Below are 19,786 nucleotides of genomic sequence, written 5' to 3' on the forward strand. Positions count from 1 at the left end.
CTGTTGCCAAAGTGCAAGCGCGGGGGACAATGGGTCCCGTGAACAGGACCGATGTGGGTGGGAGCGGTGGCGTGACCGGGGGTCCCGGGGCGCCCGGCGTGACCGGGGTGTCCGGCGTGACCGGGGTGCCCGGGGGCTCCGGCGGCTCCGGGAGGGGCAGGGGTGCCGGGGGGGCCGGGGGCGGTGGGGGAGGCGCGGCGGTCGTCGGCGGGCCCGGGACTTCCGGGGTGAACCTCCCCGCGCTGCGCAGCCACAACACCGCCCTGGTGCTCGACCTGCTGCGCACGGCCGGGCCCGCCGGGATCAGCCGGCTCGAACTCGCCGAACGCACCCGGCTGACCCCGCAGGCCGTCAGCAAGATCACCGCGCGGCTGCGCGCGGACGGTCTGGCGACGGAGGCGGGCCGCCGCGCCTCCACCGGCGGCAAGCCCCGTACGGTGCTGCGGCTCGTGCCCGAGGCCGGTCACGCGGTCGGGCTGCACCTCGACCGGGACGAACTGACCGCCGTGCTCTGCGATCTCACCGGTGCCGTGGTGGCCGAGCGGCGCGCCCCGCTGGATCTCGGGGCCGGGGCGGACGCGGTGGTCGAGGGGGCGGCCCGCGAGGTCGAGGCCCTGCTCGGCGGGGTGGCCCCGCTGGGGGTGGGGGTCGCGCTGCCGGGGCCGCTGGACCACACGCTCGGCGTGCTGCACCGGGTGACCGGGTTCCCCGAGTGGGACGGCTTCGCGCTGCGCGACGCGCTGACCGCACGGCTCGGGCTGCCGGTCGTGGTCGACAAGGACACCAACGCGGCGGCCCTCGGGGTCGCCGTGGGCGTGGGCTCCGGCCCCGGCGCCGGCCCCCGCTCCGGTCTCGGCTCCGGTGTGGCGGGCGGCGGCTCTTTCGCGTACCTGCATCTCGGTACGGGGCTGGGCGCCGGGCTCGTGATCGGCGGGGCCGTGCATCGCGGGGCCCGTACCGGGGCCGGGGAGTTCGGGCACCAGGTCATCCAGCTCGACGGACCGCTGTGCGAGTGCGGGAACCGGGGCTGCGTCGAGGTGCTGTGCCTGGACGCGGTGGGACGGGGGAGCGTGGACGAGGCGGCCCGGGTGCTCGGCGCCGGGGCGGCGAACCTGGTCGGCCTGCTCGACATCGACCTCGTCTTGCTCGGCGGCCGTACGGTCGCCGCCCACGAGGAGGTCTTCGTACGGGGCGTCGGCGCCGTCCTCGCCGAACGGGCCCGGCGTGAAGGGGGCGGCCCGGCGGTCCCGGTCCGTATCGCCCCGGGCGGAGCCCGCGGCGTCGCGGAGGGCGCCGCCCAACTCCTGCTGGCGCCGTTGTTCGGGCGGGGGGAGGGCTGAGGGGAGGGGGTACGGGGGCCTGAGCCGAGCTGCTTCCGTCCCGGGGGCCGGGGTCGAGTTGCTTCCGCCCGGGGGACCGGGGGCTGGGCTGGGGGCCTCCTTCAGGCAGCGCCTCGGCGCCGCTCGGGCCCGCTCGGCATGGATGCCTGCGCCTGCCTCCGCGGTGACGGTGTCCTGCCCCCCCCGTGCCCCCCGCCCGGCAGCATCCCCGCCCCGAGGGGCATCACCGCCATCCGCCGGACACCCCCACCCGAGCGCACCCACACCCCCGAACGAGTGGCCCCCAGGCGTGGCGCGGCCGGGGGCCGTGGGTCCGTGTGGCAGGGTCGCGGCGCCGTTGCCCTGTATCTGCTGACGCTCGAAGCTTCCGATCCCCTTCCCCCACCGATCGGCCCGAGGCTCCTCATGCGACTGCGTACGTCCCGCCCGCTCGTCCCGGCCGCGCTCACTCTCGGGCCGGCCGTCGCCCTCGTTCTGAGCACCGCGCTCGCCCCCGCGCCCGCCCGCGCGTCGGAGCCGCGCCCCGCCTGTGTGGCCTCCGACGTCCACGACTTCCCGGTCAGGAGCCGGATCCACGGCGGCCCGCGCGCCTACCAGCCCGGCGGCGACTCCGGTACCTGGTACATCGACCTCACCAACACCACCTCGCACACCTGCGGCGCGATCCACCCCGTCGTCGTTCTCGCGGACACCCGGCGGACGCTGCGGCCGGAGCAGTTGCGGATGGAGTTCTACGAGGGCGAGCGGGCGCACCCGGTGACGTTCGAGCGGAGCGACGAGTCCGAGAACGTGGCGCCGTTCGACGACGGCTTCCCCGGGTTCACCGTGGCACCCGGCCGCACCCTCACCGTCAAGGTGCGGCTCTCCCTCACCTCCGCCGCGACCGCCCCGAACGACGTCGTGGCGACCGCCTCGGTCGTACAGCGGCACGGCGGGGACGGCGACTGGGTGGGGGAGTCCGGCGACTACCGGTTCCATGTCGGGGACCCCGGCGACCCCGACACCAGCCGGGAGACGGGCACGGACGAGGGCCGCACCACCGACCCCGGCACCGCCACGGCCGACGCCGACCCCGGTACCGGCAGCCCCAGCCCCCATCCCAGTACGGGCACCGCGTCCGCGGACGCGCAGTCCCCCGGAACCGGAACGGGCACCGCCAGCCCGGGGGCGAGTGAGGGCGCCGGCGTCGGTGCCCTGGCCTCCTCCGCCGGTACGGGCGCGGCGGCGCCGGACCTGGACGAGCTGGCCAGGACCGGGCCGGGCGGCGCCCCGAACCGTCCCGCACTGGCCGCGCTGGCGGTCGCCCTGACCGCCCTCGGAGCCGGACTCCTCGTCGTGGCACGGCGGTTGCGCACCCGCCGCCGGTGAGAGGCCGCCCCCGCCGCCGGTGAGACGCCACCCCCCCGCCGCCGGGGAGACCGCCCCCGCCACCGCTGAGAAGCCGCCGGGCCGGAGCGGATGGGAGCCGGGCCGGAGCGGGATCGGAGCCGGACCGGAGCGGGGCCGGAACCGGACCGGAGCCGGTCCGCCGCCGAGAGCTGGCACCCGCGCGGCCCGCTCCGTCTGCGACGATCGTGTCCGTGGACTACCCGACTGACCAGGCCCCCGGCGCCCCCGTCCGTTCCGGCATTCCGGAGCACGGCCGTATTCCGAAGTACTACGCGGTGAAGGCGCACATCGCCCGGCTCGTCGACGAGTTGGGCGAAGGGGGGCTGCTGCCCACCGAGCGGGACCTCTCGGAGACGTACGAGGTCGCCCGCGAGACCGTGCGGCAGGCGCTGCGCGAGCTGCTGCTCGAAGGAAAGCTGCGGCGCCAGGGGCGCGGCACGGTCGTCGCCGGTCCCAAGCTGGAGCAGCCGCTGTCGCTGGCGAGCTACACCGAGGGCGTGCGCAGACAGGGCCGGGTCCCGGGCCGTTCGCTGATCTCCCTCGACCGGTTCCCGTGTCCGGAAGCGCTCGCCGCCGAGGCGGGCCTGAAGCGCGGCGAACCGGTGTGGCACATGGAGCGGGTGCTGCTCGCCGACGACGAACGGGTGGGCCTGGAGAGCACATACGTGGCGGTGGGCCGGGTCCCCGGGCTCGACAGCGACTTCGACCCCGACTCCTCCTTCTACGCCTACCTCCACGACCGGCTGGGCATCGCGTTCGGCGACGCCGACGAGCGGATCGAGACCGTGCTCGCCACCCCCCGCGAGGCCCTTCTGATCGGCACCCCGCCCGCCCTGCCGATGCTCCTCATCCACCGGATCTCCCGGGACTCCGACGGGCAGCCGCTGGAGCGGGTGCGGACGCTGTACCGGGGCGACCGGTTCTCCTTCACCGCACACCTGGGCGACTGATTCAGGCCAGACCGAGGCGAGCGTCCGCTCGCCTCTTTTTATAACGACAAGATAACGGGTCTAGCCCAAACGTGATGGGCAGTTCACCATCTGGTTGCTGTGTGGACCCTTTTGATTCCCCCGTACCGAGGAGTGTGGCCGTCGTGAGAGTGATAGTCGTCGGAGCCGGCGTAGTGGGCACCCTGCACGCCTGGCATGCCCTGGAGCGCGGCCACCAGGTCGTACAGATCGAGCGTGAGGCGGAGGCCCGCGGGGCCTCGCTGCGCAATTTCGGCCAGATATGGGTCAGTGGCCGGGCCGGAGGAGAGGAGCTGGACACCGCCCTGCGGGCACGGGAACTGTGGGAGGAGATCGGCGCCCGGGTCCCGGGTCTCGGCTTCCGCGGCTGCGGATCGCTGACCCCGCTGCGCAACCCCCGCGAGATCGCCGTCGCCGAGGCCGCCCTGGCCCGCGACGACGCCGCCGCCCGCGGCTACAAGCTGCTCACCGCCGGTGAGGCGCGCGCCGTGAACCCCGCCCTGCGCGGAACCTTCGAGGCCGCCCTGTGGTGCGAGCGCGACGCGGCCGTCGAGCCGCGCACCGCCCAGGTCGCCCTGCGCGCCGAACTGCTGAAGTCCCCGGACTACACCTTCCTGCCGGGCCGCGAGGTCCGCGAGGTGATCGGCGAGAACGCCGTCCGCGACGACCACGGCGACGTCCACACCGGCGACGCGGTGGTGCTGTGCACCGGCGCCTGGCTCGGCGGACTCGTGCGCGAGCTGGCCGGACCCGAGCTGCCCGTGCGGCGCGTACGGCTGCAGATGATGCAGACCGACCCGCTGGGCGAGCCCCTCACCACCTCCGTCGCCGACGCGGACAGCTTCCGCTACTACCCGGCCTACCGGAGCGAGGCGCTCGACGCCCTCAACGCCGGCCAGCCGCAGGCGCCGACCGCCGCCGAGCACCGGATGCAGCTCCTCATGGTGCAGCGCGCGGACGGCGGCCTGACCATCGGCGATACCCACGAGTACGAGCACCCCTTCGCCTTCGACACCGTCGAAGACCCCTACGACCACCTCACCGAGGTCGTCGAGTCCTTCCTCGGCCGTCCGCTGCCGAAGATCCGGCGCCGCTGGGCCGGGGTGTACGCGCAGTGCACCGACACCAGCCGGGTCGTGCACCGCCAGCGCGTCCGGGACGGCGTGTGGCTGGTCACCGGGCCCGGCGGGCGCGGCATGACCTGCTCACCCGCGATCGCAGAGACCACCGCCGACGAGCTGGGATGGTGAACGAGATGACCGAGCCGAACAACCCGACCGCGCTGAACGAGCCGACCGCGGTGACCGCCCCGCACGAGCCGGCCGCGCAGCACGAGCCGACCGCCCCGAACGAGCCGACCGCCCCGCACGACATACGACTTGTGGTGCTCGACATGGCCGGCACCACCGTCGCCGACGGCGGCCTCGTGGAGCAGGCCTTCGCCGTGGCCGCCGGGGAACTGGGCGTCGAGCCCGGCTCCGCCGACCACACCGAGAAGCTCGACTACGTCCGCGCCACCATGGGCGAGTCCAAGATCTCCGTCTTCCGGCACCTGTTCGGCGAGGAATCCCTCGCCCAGCGCGCCAACGCCGCCTTCGAGAAGGCGTACGGCGAACTCGTCGACGGCGGCCGGATCGCGCCGATCGACGGCGCCCGCGAGGCGATCGAGGAACTCCAGGCGGGCGGCCTGACCGTCGTCCTGACCACCGGCTTCGCCCGCGTCACCCAGGACGCCATCCTCGCCGCCCTCGGCTGGCAGGACCTCGTACCGCTCACCCTGTGCCCGGCGGACGCCGGCGGCCGCGGCCGCCCCTACCCCGACATGGTCCTGGAGGCGTTCCTGCGCACCAAGGCCGCCGAGGACGTCCGGCAGACCGCCGTCCTCGGCGACACCTCCTACGACATGCTCAGCGGCGTCCGCGCCGGGGCCGGCCTGGTCGCCGGTGTCCTCACCGGCGCCCACGAGGAGGACGCGCTGCGCGCCGCCGGTGCCGCGCACGTCCTCGGCTCGGTCGCCGAACTGCCCGCTCTGCTCGGCGAGTTCAAGGCACCAGGCGGAGCCGGGCGATGAGCAGCGGGATCCGCTTCGACCGGGTGTCCGTCGCCTACGGCGGCACCACGGTCCTTGACTCCCTCGACCTGACCGTCGAGCCCGGCGAGGTGATGGCCCTGCTCGGACCGTCCGGCTCGGGCAAGACCACCGCGCTGCGGGCCGTCGCCGGATTCGTGCGGCCCGCGGCCGGGCGGGTGTTCATCGGCGACCGCGATGTCACGGACCTGCCGCCGCACCGGCGCGGGATCGGCATGGTCGTCCAGCAGTACGCCCTCTTCCCGCACATGCGGGTCGAGGACAACGTCGCCTTCGGGCTCAAGGCGCGGAAGGCCCCCAAGGGCGAGATCCGCGGGCGGGTGGCCGAGGCGCTGGAGATGACCGGGATGGCGGCGTACGCGCGGCGCTACCCGCGCGAGCTGTCCGGCGGGCAGCAGCAGCGGGTGGCCATCGCGCGGGCGCTCGCCATCCGGCCCGGTGTTCTCCTGCTCGACGAGCCGCTGTCCGCGCTCGACGCGCGGCTCCGCTCCGGGATGCTCACCGAACTCGCCCGGCTGCACCGCGAGTTGCCCGACGTGTCGATCCTCTATGTCACCCACGACCAGGTCGAGGCGCTGACCCTGGCCGACCGGATCGCCGTCATGGACAGGGCCCGGCTCCAGGACGTGGGCACGCCACAGGAGTTGTACCGGGCGCCGCGTACCGAGTTCACCGCGTCGTTCGTGGGCAACGCGAATCTGCTGCCGGTGACGGTGGGGACGGAAGGGGTCGACTTCGCCGGGACCGAGTTGAAGGTTCCCACCGGGGACGCCGGGCCCGGGGCGAGCGCCACCCTGTGCGTGCGTCCGCACCTCGTCGGGCTCGGCGAGGGCGCCAACTCCCTTGGCGGGACCGTCACCGAGGTGCAGTGGAGGGGGTCCACCCATCGGCTGTACGTGGATGTCGCGGGCCACCGGATGATGGCTGACCTGCGGGAGCTGCGCGATCCTCCCGTCCCCGGGGACTCGGTGGAGCTGCACTTCGCCTCCGAGGACGCGGTGCTCCTGGCCGGAGGGGTGACCGGTGGGTAGCTCCAGCGAACCCCTGACGACAAGTGGCCCGGCGTCGCCGGCTGTGCCCACCCGTCCAGCCCCGCGGAACGATTGCCCGCAGCCGGAGCGGCCACGGCCTCTCGACCGCGGGACGGCGAAGGCGACCCGAGGCCGGCGGAGCTGGTCCAGTGCGCCGCTCTGGGCCCTGCCGCCCGTTCTCGTGCTCGGGCTGGTCTTCCTCTATCCCCTCGGGCTGGTCGTCCAGCAGTCGTTCCGGCCCGACACCGGGGGGACCTCGGCCGCGGCGTACGGGCACGTGTTCGCCTCCGCCGCGTTTCGGGAGGCGCTCGGGACCACCGTGTGGCTGGCCCTCGGGTCCACGGCCGGGTGTCTGGTCCTCGGGTTCGTCCTCGCCCTGGTCATCGCCTTCGTACCGTTCCCCGGCGGGAAGGCGGTCGCCAAGTTCATCGACGTCTTCCTCTCCTTCCCGTCCTTTCTGATCACGCTCGCGCTGCTGTTCGTCTACGGCACCGTCGGCATGGCCAACGGGCTCTGGACCGGCGCCACCGGGGCGGCCGAGGGGCCCTTCCAGTTCCTCGGCACGCCCTGGGGTGTGCTCCTCGCGGAGGTCACCTACTTCACCCCGTTCGTGATGCGGCCGCTGCTCGCCGCCTTCTCCGGCATCGACACCGGGCAACTGGAGGTGGCGTCCTCGCTCGGCGCGCGGCCCGCGCGGATCGTGCGGCAGGTCATCCTGCCCGAGGCACTGCCCGCGCTCGCCGCCGGCGGCAGCCTGGTCCTGGTGCTGTGCCTGAACGAGTTCGGCATCGTCCTGTTCACCGGGGCGAAGGGGGTCACCACCCTGCCGATGCTCGTCTACAGCAAGGCGATCCTGGAGTCCGACTATCCGGGAGCGTGTGTCGTCGCCGTCGTCAACGTCCTGATCTCCGTGGGGCTCTACGGCCTCTACCGGGTGGTGAGCCGCCGTGTTGGTGCATAGCCGCAAGGGGAAGTGGGCCACCTGGGCCGTCTTCTTCGTCCTCTTCCTGCCCCTGTTCGCCCTGCCCCTGCTCGTCGTCCTCGCCGCGTCGTTCGCCACGAACTGGTCGAGCGCGTTCCCGTCCGGCTTCACCACCGGGCACTACACCGCCGCCACCCGCGGCGAATCCCTCCAGGCCCTCACCACCAGCCTGGTCACCGCCCTCACCGCGAGCGTCCTCGCGCTGGTCGTGGGCACCTGGGCGGCGCTCGCCGGGCACGCCCTGAAGAAGCGCGGCAAACGCCTGCTGGACGCGCTGTTCATGCTGCCGGTCGCGGTGCCCTCGGTCGTCGTCGGCCTCGCGACCCTGGTCGCCTTCTCCAAGCCGCCGGTGCTGCTCAACGGCACCCGGTGGATCGTCATCCTCGCGCACGCCGTTCTCGTCACGGCCTTCGCCCACCAGTCGGTCTCGGCCGCCATCGTGCGGCTCGACCCCGCCTACGAACAGGCCGCCGCCTCCCTCGGCGCCCGGCCCTCCCACGTGCTGTGGCGGGTGCGGCTGCCGCTGCTGCTGCCCTCGCTCACCGCCGCCGCCGGACTCTGCTTCGCCCTGTCCATGGGCGAGCTGAGCGCCACGATGATGCTCTACCCGCCGGACTGGACCCCGCTTCCCGTCCGGATCTACGCGGCCACCGACCGCGGCGCCCTGTTCACCGGCTCCGCGCTCGCCGTGGTCCTCATGACGGCGACCGTGCTCGTGCTGTTCGCGGTCTCCCGGCTCCGCACCAAGGCCACCTACCGCTGACGGACTGCTCCACCCCCCGTCGGACACCCTCAAAATCCCCACCTACGCAAGGAGTTCATCTCGCCATGCCCAGAAACGCCCGCTCGCTCCGCCTCGCCCCGATCGCCGCCGTGACCGGCAGCCTCGTCCTCGCCGGCTCCCTCACCGCGTGCGGCGGCGACTCGGCCGCCTCCGACGCCAAGGTCGTCACCGTCTACAGCGCCGACGGCCTCAAGGGCGAGAACGGCGACGGCTGGTACGACCAGGTCTTCAAGGACTTCGAGAACAAGACCGGCATCAAGGTCAAGTACGTCGAGGGAGGTTCGGGCGAGATGGTCCAGCGGGCCGTCCGCGAGAAGGCCAACCCGCAGGCCGACCTCCTCGTCACCCTCCCGCCGTTCATCCAGCAGGCCGACGGCAAGGGCCTCCTCCAGAAGTACGCCCCCCAGGGCTCCGACCAGGTGGACGGCGCCGACAAGGCCGCCGACGCCACCTGGACCTCCGTCGTCAACAACTACTTCGGCTTCATCTACAACAAGAAGGAGCTGAAGAAGGCCCCCACCACCTGGGACGAACTGCTCGGCGCCACCTACAAGAACAAGATCCAGTACTCCACGCCCGGTGTCGCCGGCGACGGAACCGCCGTGCTCATCAAGGCGATCCACGACTTCGGCGGCAAGGACGCGGCGCTCGACTACCTGAAGAAGCTCCAGTCCAACAACGTCGGCCCGTCCGCCTCCACCGGCAAGCTCGCCCCCAAGGTCGACAAGGGCGAACTGCTGGCCGCCAACGGCGACGTCCAGATGAACTACGCGCAGTCCAAGGACATGCCGAACCTCGGCATCTGGTTCCCCCAGGCCACCGAGAAGGCCGCCGACGCCGCCGGCAAGCCCAGCACCTTCGCCCTCCCGTACGCGGCCGGCCTCGTCACCAAGGCCCCGCACTCCGAGAACGGCAAGAAGCTCCTCGACTTCATGCTGTCCGTCAAGGCCCAGCAGCAGGTCAGCGAGATCGGCGGCGGCTTCTCCGCCCGCTCCGACGTCAAGGCCACCGACGCCAACGCCATCGCGCTGACCAAGCTCATGGACGGCGTCGAGATCTTCGAGCCCGACTGGGCGGACATCGACAAGAACCTCACCACGTACGTCGAGGACTGGAAGTCCGCCACCGGCAGCTGAACCACCGGCACCCGCCGACCCGCACCACGCGCCGACCCGCGCCACGCGCCGACCCGCACCATCCGCCGACCCGCGCCATCCGCCGATCCGCACCACTCGCACCACCCGCGCCACTCGCACCACCCGCGCCACCCGCGACGCCCCTGGACCCGCACCGCCGGGGGCGTCGCCATGCCCGGCCGCGGCACCCCGGACCGTCCCGCCGCGCCCCCCGCTGTTCCATCCGTGCCCCACACCCTCGTCCCCCTCCCGGAGGATCACGTGTCGTCACGCATGTCCCGTCGCTCCCTGCTCGTCTCCGCGGCCGGCCTCGCCCTCGCCGCCGGACCGCTCGCGTCCGTCGCCCGGGCCGCCGCCAAGACCCCCAAGGTCCTCGTCATCGGCCTCGACGGCACCCTGCTGAGCCGCGTCAAGGACGCCGACGCCCCCAACCTCGACGCCCTGATGGCCGCCGGCCTCACCGCGCCCAGCAGCATCTACGCCAACCCGTTCGCGCCGACCCTCTCCGGCCCCGGCTGGGCCACCCTCATCACCGGCGTCTGGCCCGACAAGCACAACGTCAAGGACAACAACTTCACCGGCCAGAAGTTCGCCCAGTACCCGGACTTCCTCACCCGGATCGAGACCGCCAAGCCCGCCCTGTCGACGTACGCCGTCTCCTCCTGGGCACCCCTGACGGACACCGTCTTCTCCTCCAAGGTCGACACCCGGGTCTCCACCCCGAGCGCCGAGTACGACACCGGCACCACCTCGCGCGCCGTCGCCCGGTTGCGCGACGCCGACCCCGACGCGGTGTTCGTCCAGCTCGACAACGTCGACCACGCCGGCCACAGCTACGGCGCCGCCAGCCGGCAGTACCTGGACGCCATCCACGGCGTCGACACCCAGGTCGGGCAGATGGTCGCCGCCGTCAAGGGCCGTGCCACGTACGCCTCCGAGGACTGGCTGATCATCGTCACCGCCGACCACGGGCACACCGACGCGGGCGGCCACGGCGGATCGAGCTGGCCCGAGCGGCAGACCTTCATGATCGCGACCGGCCCCACCCTGGCCGCCGGCTCGGTGCGCCACGACGTGAAGATGCCGGACGTCGCCGCCTCCGCGCTCGCCCACCTCGGCGTCGCCATCGACCCCGCCTGGGGCCTGGACGGACGGCCGGTCCAGCAGCCCTCCCCGGACGACTTCGACGCGCTGCGCCCGCAGCTCTCCACCCGCGTGGACGAGACCGGCATCGGCGCCACGGTGATCGGCTTCACCCACACCCCGCCGAGCGGCTGGTCGGTCGACAACTCCGCGATGGGCACGGGCGGCGTCACCGAGTGGCGCGGCTGGAGCTTCACCACGGACGAGTTCTGGACCAAGGCCCAGGTGGACCAGAACCGCGAGAGCAACGTCCGGGCCCGCAACGTTTTCGCGGTGGCCGACGGCGACGAGTGGGCGGACAAGACCTACTCGGGCACCTTCGACTCCACCCTCGTCAGCCCCGCCTACCCGGTCACCGGAGGCGCCCCCGCCACCCTCACGTACACCACCTACTACCGCCAGGAAGCCCCGCAGAAGGGCGAGGTGCTCGTCTCCTACGACGGCGCCACCCCGGTCAGCGTGAAGACGTACACCGCCGACACCTCCTCCCGCGTCGAGAAGCTGACGCTCCAGGTCCCGGCCGGGGCGAGGACCGCCCGGGTCCGCTTCCGCTACACCGGCGGGAACAACTGGTACTGGGTGGTCGACGGCGTCTCGCTCACGTCCGGCTGACCCGCCCCGCGTGCTCCCGGCCCGTCCGGGAGCACGCCGTCCTGACTAGGCTGGGGGCGTCGGCACACCGTCGTTCCGGCGCCCCCCGGAGCGAGTGCGTACGTACGCAACAGGACGGCAGGAGACCCAGCACATGTCAGAGCGCAAGCCCGTCGAGTCGTGGCTCACCGACATGGACGGCGTACTGATCCACGAGGGCGTGCCGATCCCCGGCGCCGACTCCTTCGTCAAGAAGCTGAGGGAGTCCGGCAAGCCCTTCCTGGTTCTGACGAACAACTCCATCTACACCGCCCGTGACCTGCACGCGAGGCTGCGGCGGATGGGCCTGGACGTGCCGGTCGAGAACATCTGGACCTCGGCGCTGGCCACCGCCAAGTTCCTCGACGACCAGCGGCCCGGCGGCACCGCGTACGTCATCGGCGAGGCCGGACTGACCACCGCGCTGCACGACATCGGCTACGTGCTCACCGACCACGAGCCCGACTACGTGGTCCTCGGCGAGACCCGTACCTACTCCTTCGAGGCCATGACGAAGGCGGTCCGGCTGATCAAGGGCGGCGCCCGGTTCATCGCCACCAACCCGGACGAGACCGGCCCCTCCACCGAGGGCCCGCTGCCCGCCACCGGCGCCGTCGCCGCGCTGATCACCAAGGCCACCGGCAAGCAGCCCTACTTCGCCGGCAAGCCGAACCCGCTGATGATGCGGACCGGGCTGAACGCCATCGGCGCGCACTCCGAGACCAGCGCGATGATCGGCGACCGCATGGACACCGACGTACTGGCCGGGCTGGAGGCCGGGATGCAGACCTTCCTCGTGCTGACCGGGCTGACCACGCCCGACGAGATCGAGCGGTACCCCTACCGCCCGTCCCAGGTCGTGGACTCCATCGCGGACCTCGTCGAACGCGTCTGACCCGCCGGGCCGCGCCCCCGGGCGCACCTCCGCCAGGCCGTACGGCCCCGGAGCGGACCCCGGCCGGACCCGTCCCGGCCGGTCCCAAACCCGGAACGCGCCGGGCACACCCGTACGGAGCAACGGCGGGCCGCAGAAGATGCGGGCCACCCCCGCCCGGGGGACTCTCCAGGTGTCTGGAGGTTTCACGATGCGTTCAGTGCGACTCACTCTCTGTGCGGGGGCCGTGGCCGCGGCCGCGTTCACGCCCGTCGCCCACGCGGCCGACGCCGGACCGGCCGGGGTCCTGGTGACACCCGCCGGCCCCGCCTTCGGCAGTGACATCCGGCTGCGGGCGATGGGCTGCGCGGGCCGGACCGGCACCGCCGTCTCGGACGCGTTCGTCTCGGACGCCCGGCTGACCGGCGGGGGCGGCGGCGGCCTGGTCGGCGAGACCCGCGTCCGCACCGCCCTGCGCCCCGGCAGCTACCCCGTCGAGGTCTCCTGCGACGGACGCGCCGACCGGGTCAAGGGCACGGTCACCGTCGCCGCCCCGGCCGCCGCGCCCTCCGTGACCGCGCCCGCCTCACCCGTCGCGCCCGTGCACGCCGGCGGCGGCGCCACCGCCCACTTCGGCTCCGTGGACGCCCGCGAGGCCGGCCCCGGCACCCGGCAGGCCGTGACCGGCCTGGTCCTCGCGGCCGTCGCCGCGGTCGCCGTCGCGCTGCGCAGCGCCCGGCGAGGCCAGGAGAGCCGCGACTGACATGGCCGAACGCGAACGTTCCGCCGGCCCCGGCCGGCTGCTGACCGGGATCGCCTGGCTGGTGCTGCTGCTCGGCCTGTGGCTGTGGGGGAGCGATGTGACGGAGCTGCGGCTCGGCCTGTCCGCGCCCACCACCGGGGACATCGCGGCCGTCGGGCGGCCCCCCGAGGTACGGCTGCCGCACGCCGTCAAACCCCTCGGCAACGCCCGCCCGCAGCGCGTCGACATCCCCGCCATGGGCGTGCAGGCCCCGGTCGTGGCCCGCGGCCTCGACCGGGCGGGCGCCATCGACCCGCCGCCCTACGACCAGCCGGGCGTCGTCGCCTGGTACGCGGCCGGTGTGGAGCCGGGCGCCGTGGGGACCGCGCTGATGGTCGGCCACGTCGACACCGACACCCGGCCCGCCGTCTTCTACAAGCTCAGCTCCGTCAAGCCCGGCGACACCGTCCGGGTGGTCCGCGACGACGGGACGGTCGCCGAGTTCACCGTGGACGACGTCCAGGTGCTCCCGCGCGACCACTTCGACGCCCGGCAGGCCTACGGGACACGCCGGCCGGGGCGCGCCGAACTGCGCCTGGTCACCTGCGGCGGCACCTTCGACAAGGCGACCGGGAGCTACACGGCGAACGTGGTGGTGTCGGCGTACCTCACCGGCCGCAGCGTGTGAACCGGCGCCGGGGTCGCTCGCCGGGCAGGGTCCCCTGGTGACTCGCCGGGCAGGGTCCCCCTGGTGACGGGTGACGGGTGACGGGTGACGGGTGACGGGTGACGGGTGACGGGTGACGGGTGACGGGTGACGGGTGACGGGTGACGGGTGACGGGTGACTGGCGACCGCCACCGTCGCCGCAGTCCGGCCGGCGGCCCGCTCCCCCAGAGAAGCCGCCGGCCGGACTGGTCCTCGACCGCGCGCGCACGGATCGCGGGAGTGACCCGGCACCGACGCGGGAGGTCTGGATCCCGCACGCCGGCCAGGCGGCCGGGCGGGGACACTGCCGGCCGGGGGCTGGGGCCGCTGGGGGCCACCCTAGACGGAACGGGCGAAACCTCCTAGAGGGTGTCCGAAAGTCAACTCGCCCCGGAAAGCGGCCCGATGGGGTCTCCGTGCCCGGTCCGGACGCGGTCGCGCCGGGGCTGTAACAGCTCCCGGCCAAGGGGCCGAGACCCCACGGGGGAAGCGGTGGGTATGTCACGATTGACTCTTAGGACGGTGCACCCGAGGGGGAGTTGGATGTACGGCAAAAAGGGTGCCGGGGCACGGGCGTCCACGGCGGTGCTGGGGGCGGCACTGCTGCTCGCGGGGTGCTCCTCCGGGGGCGGCGGCAAGGACGACGACTCGGGGGCCCCGGTCACACAACAGCCCAAGAACGCGGACCCGTTCTGGGTCAACCCGGACGGCAACGCGGTGCGCCAGGTCGCCGCCTACGCCAAGGCCGGCCGCGACGACGACGCCCGGCAGATCCGCAAGATAGCGGGACAGCCGACCGGCGAGTGGATCGGCCCGGAGAACCCCGAGCAAGAGGCGCGCGGCTACACCGAGGCCGCCGAGAAGGCCGACCGGGCCGCGATCCTCGTCCTCTACAACATCCCGCACCGCGACTGCGGCCAGTTCTCGCAGGGCGGCGCCGCCGACGGCAACGCCTACCGCGCCTGGATCGACGGCGTCGCCCAGGGCATCGGCGACCGCCCCGCCACGGTGATCCTCGAACCGGACGCCATCTTGCACCTGGTCAACCAGTGCACCCCGCCGGAGTTCCGCGAGGAGCGCTACGACCTGCTGAAGGGCGCCGTCACCCGGCTCACCTCGCTGAAGAACACGAAGGTGTACCTGGACGCGGGCAACGCCGGATGGGGCCACCCCGACCAGATCTTCGAGCCGCTGCGCGCCGCCGGGATCGACCGGGCCGACGGCTTCGCGGTCAACGTCTCCAACTTCTACTCGACCGAGGACTCCATCGCGTACGGCAAGCGGCTCGCGGCGAAGGTGGGGGACAAGCACTTCGTCATCGACACCAGCCGCAACGGCAACGGCCCCTACACGGGCGGCAAGCCCGAGGAGAACTGGTGCAACCCGCCGGGCCGCGCGCTCGGCGAGAACCCGACCACGAACACGGCGGACCCCCTCGTCGACGCCTATCTGTGGGTCAAGCGGCCCGGCGAGTCGGACGGCACCTGCAAGGGCGGCCCGAAGGCGGGCGAGTGGTGGGCGGAGTACGCGCTGAAGCTCGCCAAGGCGTCCAGGTGACGTCACCGGCCGCCGCGCGGTCCCTGTAGCGCCGGCCCTCGGTTCCGTATCACCCCATCCGCCGACACCCCAAGAGGGCGCCCTCCGCCGGAGCGAGGGGCGCCCTCTTCATCAACTCGCCTGCTTTCAGGGAACCTTGACCCACTGGGCCTTGCTCGGCGTGCCCTGGTCGTCCGTCACGAACAGCATGTACCAGCCGGACTCCACGAGGTTCCGGTTCTTCGGCACGGTCACCGAGATCCCCGTCCTCGTCCTGGTGAAGTCCAGGGCGATGGACCGCTGGTCGACGTCGGTGACATGGGTGGACGCGCTCGGCCGGATCAGCCGCGCCGTCTTGACGGACGAGGCGTGCGCCGAGGTGAACGTCGCCGAGCCGCCCCGGGGAATCGTCTTCGGCCCCCCGGACAGCGACGGCCGCGCGTCCCGGTACAGATAGGGCGGCGTGTAGATCTCGATGCGCTGCTCGAACGTGGCCGGTTTGGTGTTGGCCTTGTCCGCGTAGAGCGAGTTGGAGCCGAAGAACATCACGCGGCCGTCGGGCAGCAGGATCGACCCCGAGTGGTAGTTGCGGCCCACCAGCGGGTCGGCCACCCGGTCGAAGCGGTTGGACCTCGGGTCGTAGATCCGCGCCTGGAGGATGTCGGAGTCGCCGCGCCCCCGGTAGTCCTCGGAGCCGCCGGACACCAGCACCGTGTCGTCGGGCAGGATCGAGGACTGCGGATAGCGGGTGCCCTTCTCCAGCTCGGGCCCGTCCACGAACTTCGGCTTCGGGTCCAGCAGGTCGACCAGCCGGGTCTTCTTGCTGGACAGCCGGGACTCGCCGACCCCGCCGCCGCCGATCACCAGGTACTTCTCGTCCTGCGCGGGCGGCAGCAGCACCGTGCCGGACGTCTCCATCATGTTCGGGTCGCTCAGACCCGGGACCTTGGTGAAGGTGTTGCCCGCCAGGTCCCAGACGCCGGGGTCGCGGCCCACGTCGGCGGGACCGTAACCGGCGTTCGAGCCCGAGTAGAACAGCTTGCCGTTCTGCATCAGGGAGATCGCCGGGTAGGTCGGGAACTGCCGGACGCCCTTGGTGTACGTCCACTTCCTGGTCTTCGGGTCGAAGACCTCGTTCTTGCCGGGGACGAGCTGGCCGATCTCGTCCAGGCCGGACAGGCTGAGCACCTTGCCGTCGCCGAGCGTGGTCAGCGTCGGGTACCAGCGGGCCTCGTTCATCGGGTCGACCTTGATGTACCGCTCGGCGACCGGATCGAACTCGTAGGCGTCCCGGATGCCCTGGAAGTCCTTCTTGTCCAGGGCGAGTTTCTGGGCGATCCCGTAGGTGTTGCGGGCGTCGGAGCCGCTCAGGCCGTGGACCCGGTAGTTGTCCTGGGTGCCCGTCTCGTACTTCTGGCCGCTCTTCTGCGCCTCGACGTAGATACGGCCGAGCCCCGGGTCGTTGCGCAGGAACGCGCCGGTCTTCTTGTCGAAGACCTTGGTGGCGCGCGGGACGAGCACCGGGTCCTTGGAGACGAACGTCTTGCCGTTCTCCTTGCCGGTGAACACGCTGCCCGCGGGGAGGGTGATCGGCTTGTCCGGGTTCTCGTTGTGGACGACCATCAGGCCGCCCGCCTTGGTGACGTCGCCCTTCAGCGTCTCGTACCGCTTGGTGCCGCCCGCGATCAGCAGATTGCCGTTGGCGAGCTGGGTGTGTCCGGTGCAGAAGAGGTCGGCGGGGGTCGGGATCTTCTTGATCGTGCCCTTGACCGGGTCCCAGATCCGGGTGTCGAACTTCTTCGCGTCGAAGTTCTGCTGGTTGTTCCCGGAACCGGCGATCAAGAGAATTCTGCCGGTGTGCAGCAGGGCCGCGTGGATCGTGTTGAGCCGGTACCGCGCCGGGAAGTTGACGATGTCCCAGTGGCCGTTGTCGGCTTTGTACTCCGGTTTGTTGATCGTGTACTGGTGGTACCTGTCCGTCCCGAAGCGGTACAGCCAGGGCCCGTTCATGCCGGCCAGCGCGAGCACCACCACCCCGGTTATCCCGAGGCGGCGGGCACGGCGGCGACGGGCGCCGTCCTTCATTTCTTACGTCCCCCAAGGGCGATCTGCATGGTCTGGTCGCCGCCGCTGGTCGCGGCCCAACTGGGCCTGGGCTGCGGCGCGTGCGGGGTGTGCCGCTCTCGTTGCGGGGCCGGGACCTGCCGCTGCGCCGGGACGTCCTCGGGTGCCGCCGCCGAGGGCCTGCGCCGCTCCTGGCGCAGGCTCCACTGCCAGGCGAGGATCGGCGAGGCGGTGATCAGCAGGGCGAAGGCCCCCCACGTGATCATCGCCGGGTGGGAGTGCCCGAACACGAAGCCGGCGGTGATCGAGCCGGCGAAGACCAGGATGAAGAAGAGGTGGATCCGGAAGGTCCCGAACAGGGTGTCGGGGCTGGCCGAATCGCCCTTGGGGGTCACCACGAACCGGCTCTTGCGGCGCAGCACGGTGTCCAGCAGCGACCGCGCGTAGATCGGCGCGGACAGCGCGGACATCGCCATGCCGGCGACACCGCCGGACCCCTCCGGCTCGTGCGGCGAGACGTTGTGCCGGCGGTTCCAGACGTACAGGCCGATCTGGAGCGCCGAGGCGTTGCCGTAGAGCATCAGCCACACGGTCGGGTCGATGTTCACGCCGGAGGCGCCCAGGCCGAGGAACAGGGCGCAACTCAGCGCCGCGAGGATCCAGTTGAGCGCGGACATCGGGTAGAAGATGATCATCATCGTGTAGTTGAAGAGCTTGCCCGCAGGCATGCTGGCGAAGCCCTTCCAGTACTGCTTGAGGATCGTCTCGTAGGTGCCGCGCGACCAGCGCAGCTGCTGGGTGAAGAAGTCCGTCCAGGCGCCCGGCCCCTCACCGACGGCCAGCACGTCCGGGGTGTACACCGACTTCCAGCGGCGGCCCGTCGCCGGGTTCTTGGCGCGGTGCATCTCGAACCCGGTCGCCATGTCCTCGGTGATCGAGTCGTACAGCCCGCCGATCTGCTTCAGCGCCTTGATGCGTACGGCGTTGGAGGTGCCCACGAACATGGGGGAGCCGTAGAAGTTCCCGGCCCGCTGGATGAGGGCGTGGAAGAGGAACTGCTGGGACTCGGCGGCCTTGGTGATGGGGTTGTCGTAGTTGCCGTACACCTGGGGGCCGATGACGAAGCCGACGTTCGGGTCGCGGAAGAAGCCGAGCATCCGCTCCAGGTAGTTGGGCAGCGGCACATGGTCGGTGTCGACCGAGGCGAAGTAGTCGTACGCGTCGCCGTGCGCCTCCAGCCAGGCGTTGTAGTTGCCGTGCTTGGTCTTCGCGCGGTGGGCGCCCTTGGGCTGGTTCCACTTCTCGACGCCCTTGCGGGTGAAGTGGTGCACGCCCAGGCGCGCGCAGACCTCCTTCACCTCCGGGTCGTCGCCCTCGTCGAGGAGCCAGATGTGCAGAAGGCCCCGGTGGCGCAGCCTGACGGCGGCCTCCAGGGTCTTCGTCACCATGGCGAGCGGCTCCTTGCCGGGCACGAACGAGGTGAGGAAGGCGACTCTGGTGCCGGTCTCGGGCACCACCGGGATCGGGTCGCGGGCGACCAGGGTGGCGTGCGCGTTGGACAGCACGTTCATGCAGCGGAAGAACTCGATCAGGCCGATCGAGACCAGCATCACGATGTCGAGGGCCGGCAGGAAGTCGTAGGCGGGATAGTCCCGTTCGGTCCAGTGCTCGGGCCTCAGCAGCCAGCCGAGCAGGACCAGCGACAGCAGCGGGGCGGCGCCCAGCATGAGCGCGGCCCGCAGACGGTGCGGTTCCTGCGAGAGCAGGGAGCGGTACCGCACCCGGTAGGGCTTGTCCGGGTCGGGCTGGGTGAGCGGGCCCGCGAGCCGGCTGTAGTGCTCGTAGTCGTATCTCGGCAGTGTGTTCTTGATCCGCCGCATGCTGCCGGTCCGGTGGGACGGCATACGGAGCTGGGTCGTCTCGGACGGGTCGGCATCCTTTCGGGCGCCCGTCGGCGTCGACGTCATGAGTCATCCCCCCAACACGCGCCGTGCGGCACGTGTTCGTCGTTTCACTTCGTCCTCCGGGTCCCCTCCGACCCTTGCGGACGTGTCACTGGCAGGCCGGGACCGTCACATCATTCACACGATATGGACAGAAATCCCCGGCGTTCCGGTTGCGCGACGCCCCCCTCGGCGTCGGCCGTGAACGGGGCCCCCAACCCCCCCACGCCGCAACCGGCCAAGCCCCCCATTCCTCTCAACCGACGTCAATCGACAGCCGCTTGAGGGCCCAGGGTTCTACGTTCGCCGTCATGATCGCAAGATGCGAAACGCGGTGTTAACCGGTCATACGCGCTAATTGGGACGCGTGTACGAAGATGGGGCGGATGTGGGTCACCCGTGAGGGGGGCGGGCATGACGAAGGGCCC

The 19,786-nt window shown here is 72.1% G+C and carries 16 protein-coding genes; 14 read left to right on the top strand and 2 right to left on the bottom strand.

From position 1 onward, the window contains the following. The first annotated feature begins 38 nt into the window (after positions 1-38). From AB0912_RS02815 to AB0912_RS02880, 14 genes are all read left to right on the top strand, one after another. The gene (locus tag AB0912_RS02815) at positions 39-1,340 is read left to right on the top strand and encodes an ROK family transcriptional regulator (RefSeq protein ID WP_366696021.1); all 1,302 of its coding nucleotides are present in this window, start codon (positions 39-41) and stop codon (positions 1,338-1,340) included. Positions 1,341-1,745: 405 nt separating this feature from the next. Next, positions 1,746-2,708 carry a hypothetical protein gene (locus AB0912_RS02820; protein WP_366696023.1) on the top strand — a complete coding sequence of 321 codons (963 nt, stop codon included), beginning with the start codon at positions 1,746-1,748 and terminating at the stop codon, positions 2,706-2,708. A 212-nt stretch (positions 2,709-2,920) separates the two neighbouring features. Further along, on the top strand, positions 2,921-3,679 hold the full coding sequence (locus AB0912_RS02825; RefSeq protein WP_366696025.1) for a GntR family transcriptional regulator: 759 nt from the start codon (positions 2,921-2,923) through the stop codon (positions 3,677-3,679). Positions 3,680-3,822: 143 nt separating this feature from the next. Next, the gene (locus AB0912_RS02830; RefSeq protein ID WP_366696028.1) at positions 3,823-4,947 is read left to right on the top strand and encodes a TIGR03364 family FAD-dependent oxidoreductase; all 1,125 of its coding nucleotides are present in this window, start codon (positions 3,823-3,825) and stop codon (positions 4,945-4,947) included. Then, a complete protein-coding gene (locus AB0912_RS02835) occupies positions 4,944-5,768 on the top strand; it encodes a phosphonatase-like hydrolase (protein WP_366696279.1) in 825 nt (274 codons plus the stop codon). The genes AB0912_RS02830 and AB0912_RS02835 overlap by 4 nt, the downstream gene beginning before the upstream one ends. Then, positions 5,765-6,817 (top strand): ABC transporter ATP-binding protein, encoded by a 1,053-nt coding sequence (locus tag AB0912_RS02840; protein ID WP_366696030.1) that lies wholly within the window; start codon positions 5,765-5,767, stop codon positions 6,815-6,817. The genes AB0912_RS02835 and AB0912_RS02840 overlap by 4 nt, the downstream gene beginning before the upstream one ends. Before the next feature lie 166 nt (positions 6,818-6,983). Next, positions 6,984-7,778: a 2-aminoethylphosphonate ABC transporter permease subunit gene (locus AB0912_RS02845; protein WP_366696280.1), complete on the top strand. Its 795-nt coding sequence runs from the start codon at positions 6,984-6,986 to the stop codon at positions 7,776-7,778. Further along, positions 7,765-8,562, top strand: coding sequence for an ABC transporter permease (locus AB0912_RS02850; RefSeq protein WP_366696032.1), 798 nt, complete (start codon positions 7,765-7,767; stop codon positions 8,560-8,562). The genes AB0912_RS02845 and AB0912_RS02850 overlap by 14 nt, the downstream gene beginning before the upstream one ends. Before the next feature lie 65 nt (positions 8,563-8,627). Next, complete coding sequence (locus AB0912_RS02855) at positions 8,628-9,719, top strand: 2-aminoethylphosphonate ABC transporter substrate-binding protein (RefSeq protein ID WP_366696034.1); 1,092 nt, start codon at positions 8,628-8,630, stop codon at positions 9,717-9,719. Between the two features lie 273 nt (positions 9,720-9,992). Continuing rightward, positions 9,993-11,474, top strand: a complete 1,482-nt coding sequence (locus AB0912_RS02860; RefSeq protein ID WP_366696036.1) for an alkaline phosphatase family protein — start codon at positions 9,993-9,995, stop codon at positions 11,472-11,474. A gap of 133 nt (positions 11,475-11,607) precedes the next feature. Continuing rightward, positions 11,608-12,387, top strand: coding sequence for an HAD-IIA family hydrolase (locus AB0912_RS02865; protein WP_366696038.1), 780 nt, complete (start codon positions 11,608-11,610; stop codon positions 12,385-12,387). Between the two features lie 190 nt (positions 12,388-12,577). Next, positions 12,578-13,129 carry a hypothetical protein gene (locus tag AB0912_RS02870; protein WP_366696040.1) on the top strand — a complete coding sequence of 184 codons (552 nt, stop codon included), beginning with the start codon at positions 12,578-12,580 and terminating at the stop codon, positions 13,127-13,129. Between the two features lies 1 nt (position 13,130). Further along, positions 13,131-13,796, top strand: coding sequence for a class F sortase (locus tag AB0912_RS02875; protein ID WP_366696042.1), 666 nt, complete (start codon positions 13,131-13,133; stop codon positions 13,794-13,796). 562 nt (positions 13,797-14,358) lie between these two features. Next, positions 14,359-15,372 carry a glycoside hydrolase family 6 protein gene (locus AB0912_RS02880; RefSeq protein WP_366696044.1) on the top strand — a complete coding sequence of 338 codons (1,014 nt, stop codon included), beginning with the start codon at positions 14,359-14,361 and terminating at the stop codon, positions 15,370-15,372. Between the two features lie 126 nt (positions 15,373-15,498). On the opposite strand, the gene AB0912_RS02885 is transcribed toward AB0912_RS02880, so the two are convergent. After that, positions 15,499-17,436, bottom strand: a complete 1,938-nt coding sequence (locus AB0912_RS02885) for a kelch motif-containing protein (protein WP_366696046.1) — start codon at positions 17,434-17,436, stop codon at positions 15,499-15,501. Continuing rightward, positions 17,433-19,382, bottom strand: a complete 1,950-nt coding sequence (locus tag AB0912_RS02890) for a glycosyltransferase family 2 protein (protein WP_366696048.1) — start codon at positions 19,380-19,382, stop codon at positions 17,433-17,435. Before AB0912_RS02890 ends, AB0912_RS02885 begins: the two co-directional genes overlap by 4 nt. Positions 19,383-19,786 lie beyond the last annotated feature (404 nt).

The sequence above is a fragment of the Streptomyces sp. NPDC007084 genome (genome assembly GCF_040703595.1).
Taxonomy (GTDB): domain Bacteria; phylum Actinomycetota; class Actinomycetes; order Streptomycetales; family Streptomycetaceae; genus Streptomyces.

Coding starts and splice junctions, on each gene's coding strand:
- AB0912_RS02870 (WP_366696040.1), top strand. CDS start 12,578: ATGCGTTCAGTGCGACTCACTCTCTGTGCGGGGGCCGTGGCCGCGGCC.
- AB0912_RS02890 (WP_366696048.1), bottom strand. CDS start 19,382: ATGACGTCGACGCCGACGGGCGCCCGAAAGGATGCCGACCCGTCCGAG.
- AB0912_RS02865 (WP_366696038.1), top strand. CDS start 11,608: ATGTCAGAGCGCAAGCCCGTCGAGTCGTGGCTCACCGACATGGACGGC.
- AB0912_RS02840 (WP_366696030.1), top strand. CDS start 5,765: ATGAGCAGCGGGATCCGCTTCGACCGGGTGTCCGTCGCCTACGGCGGC.
- AB0912_RS02855 (WP_366696034.1), top strand. CDS start 8,628: ATGCCCAGAAACGCCCGCTCGCTCCGCCTCGCCCCGATCGCCGCCGTG.
- AB0912_RS02820 (WP_366696023.1), top strand. CDS start 1,746: ATGCGACTGCGTACGTCCCGCCCGCTCGTCCCGGCCGCGCTCACTCTC.
- AB0912_RS02875 (WP_366696042.1), top strand. CDS start 13,131: ATGGCCGAACGCGAACGTTCCGCCGGCCCCGGCCGGCTGCTGACCGGG.
- AB0912_RS02880 (WP_366696044.1), top strand. CDS start 14,359: ATGTACGGCAAAAAGGGTGCCGGGGCACGGGCGTCCACGGCGGTGCTG.
- AB0912_RS02860 (WP_366696036.1), top strand. CDS start 9,993: ATGTCCCGTCGCTCCCTGCTCGTCTCCGCGGCCGGCCTCGCCCTCGCC.
- AB0912_RS02885 (WP_366696046.1), bottom strand. CDS start 17,436: ATGAAGGACGGCGCCCGTCGCCGCCGTGCCCGCCGCCTCGGGATAACC.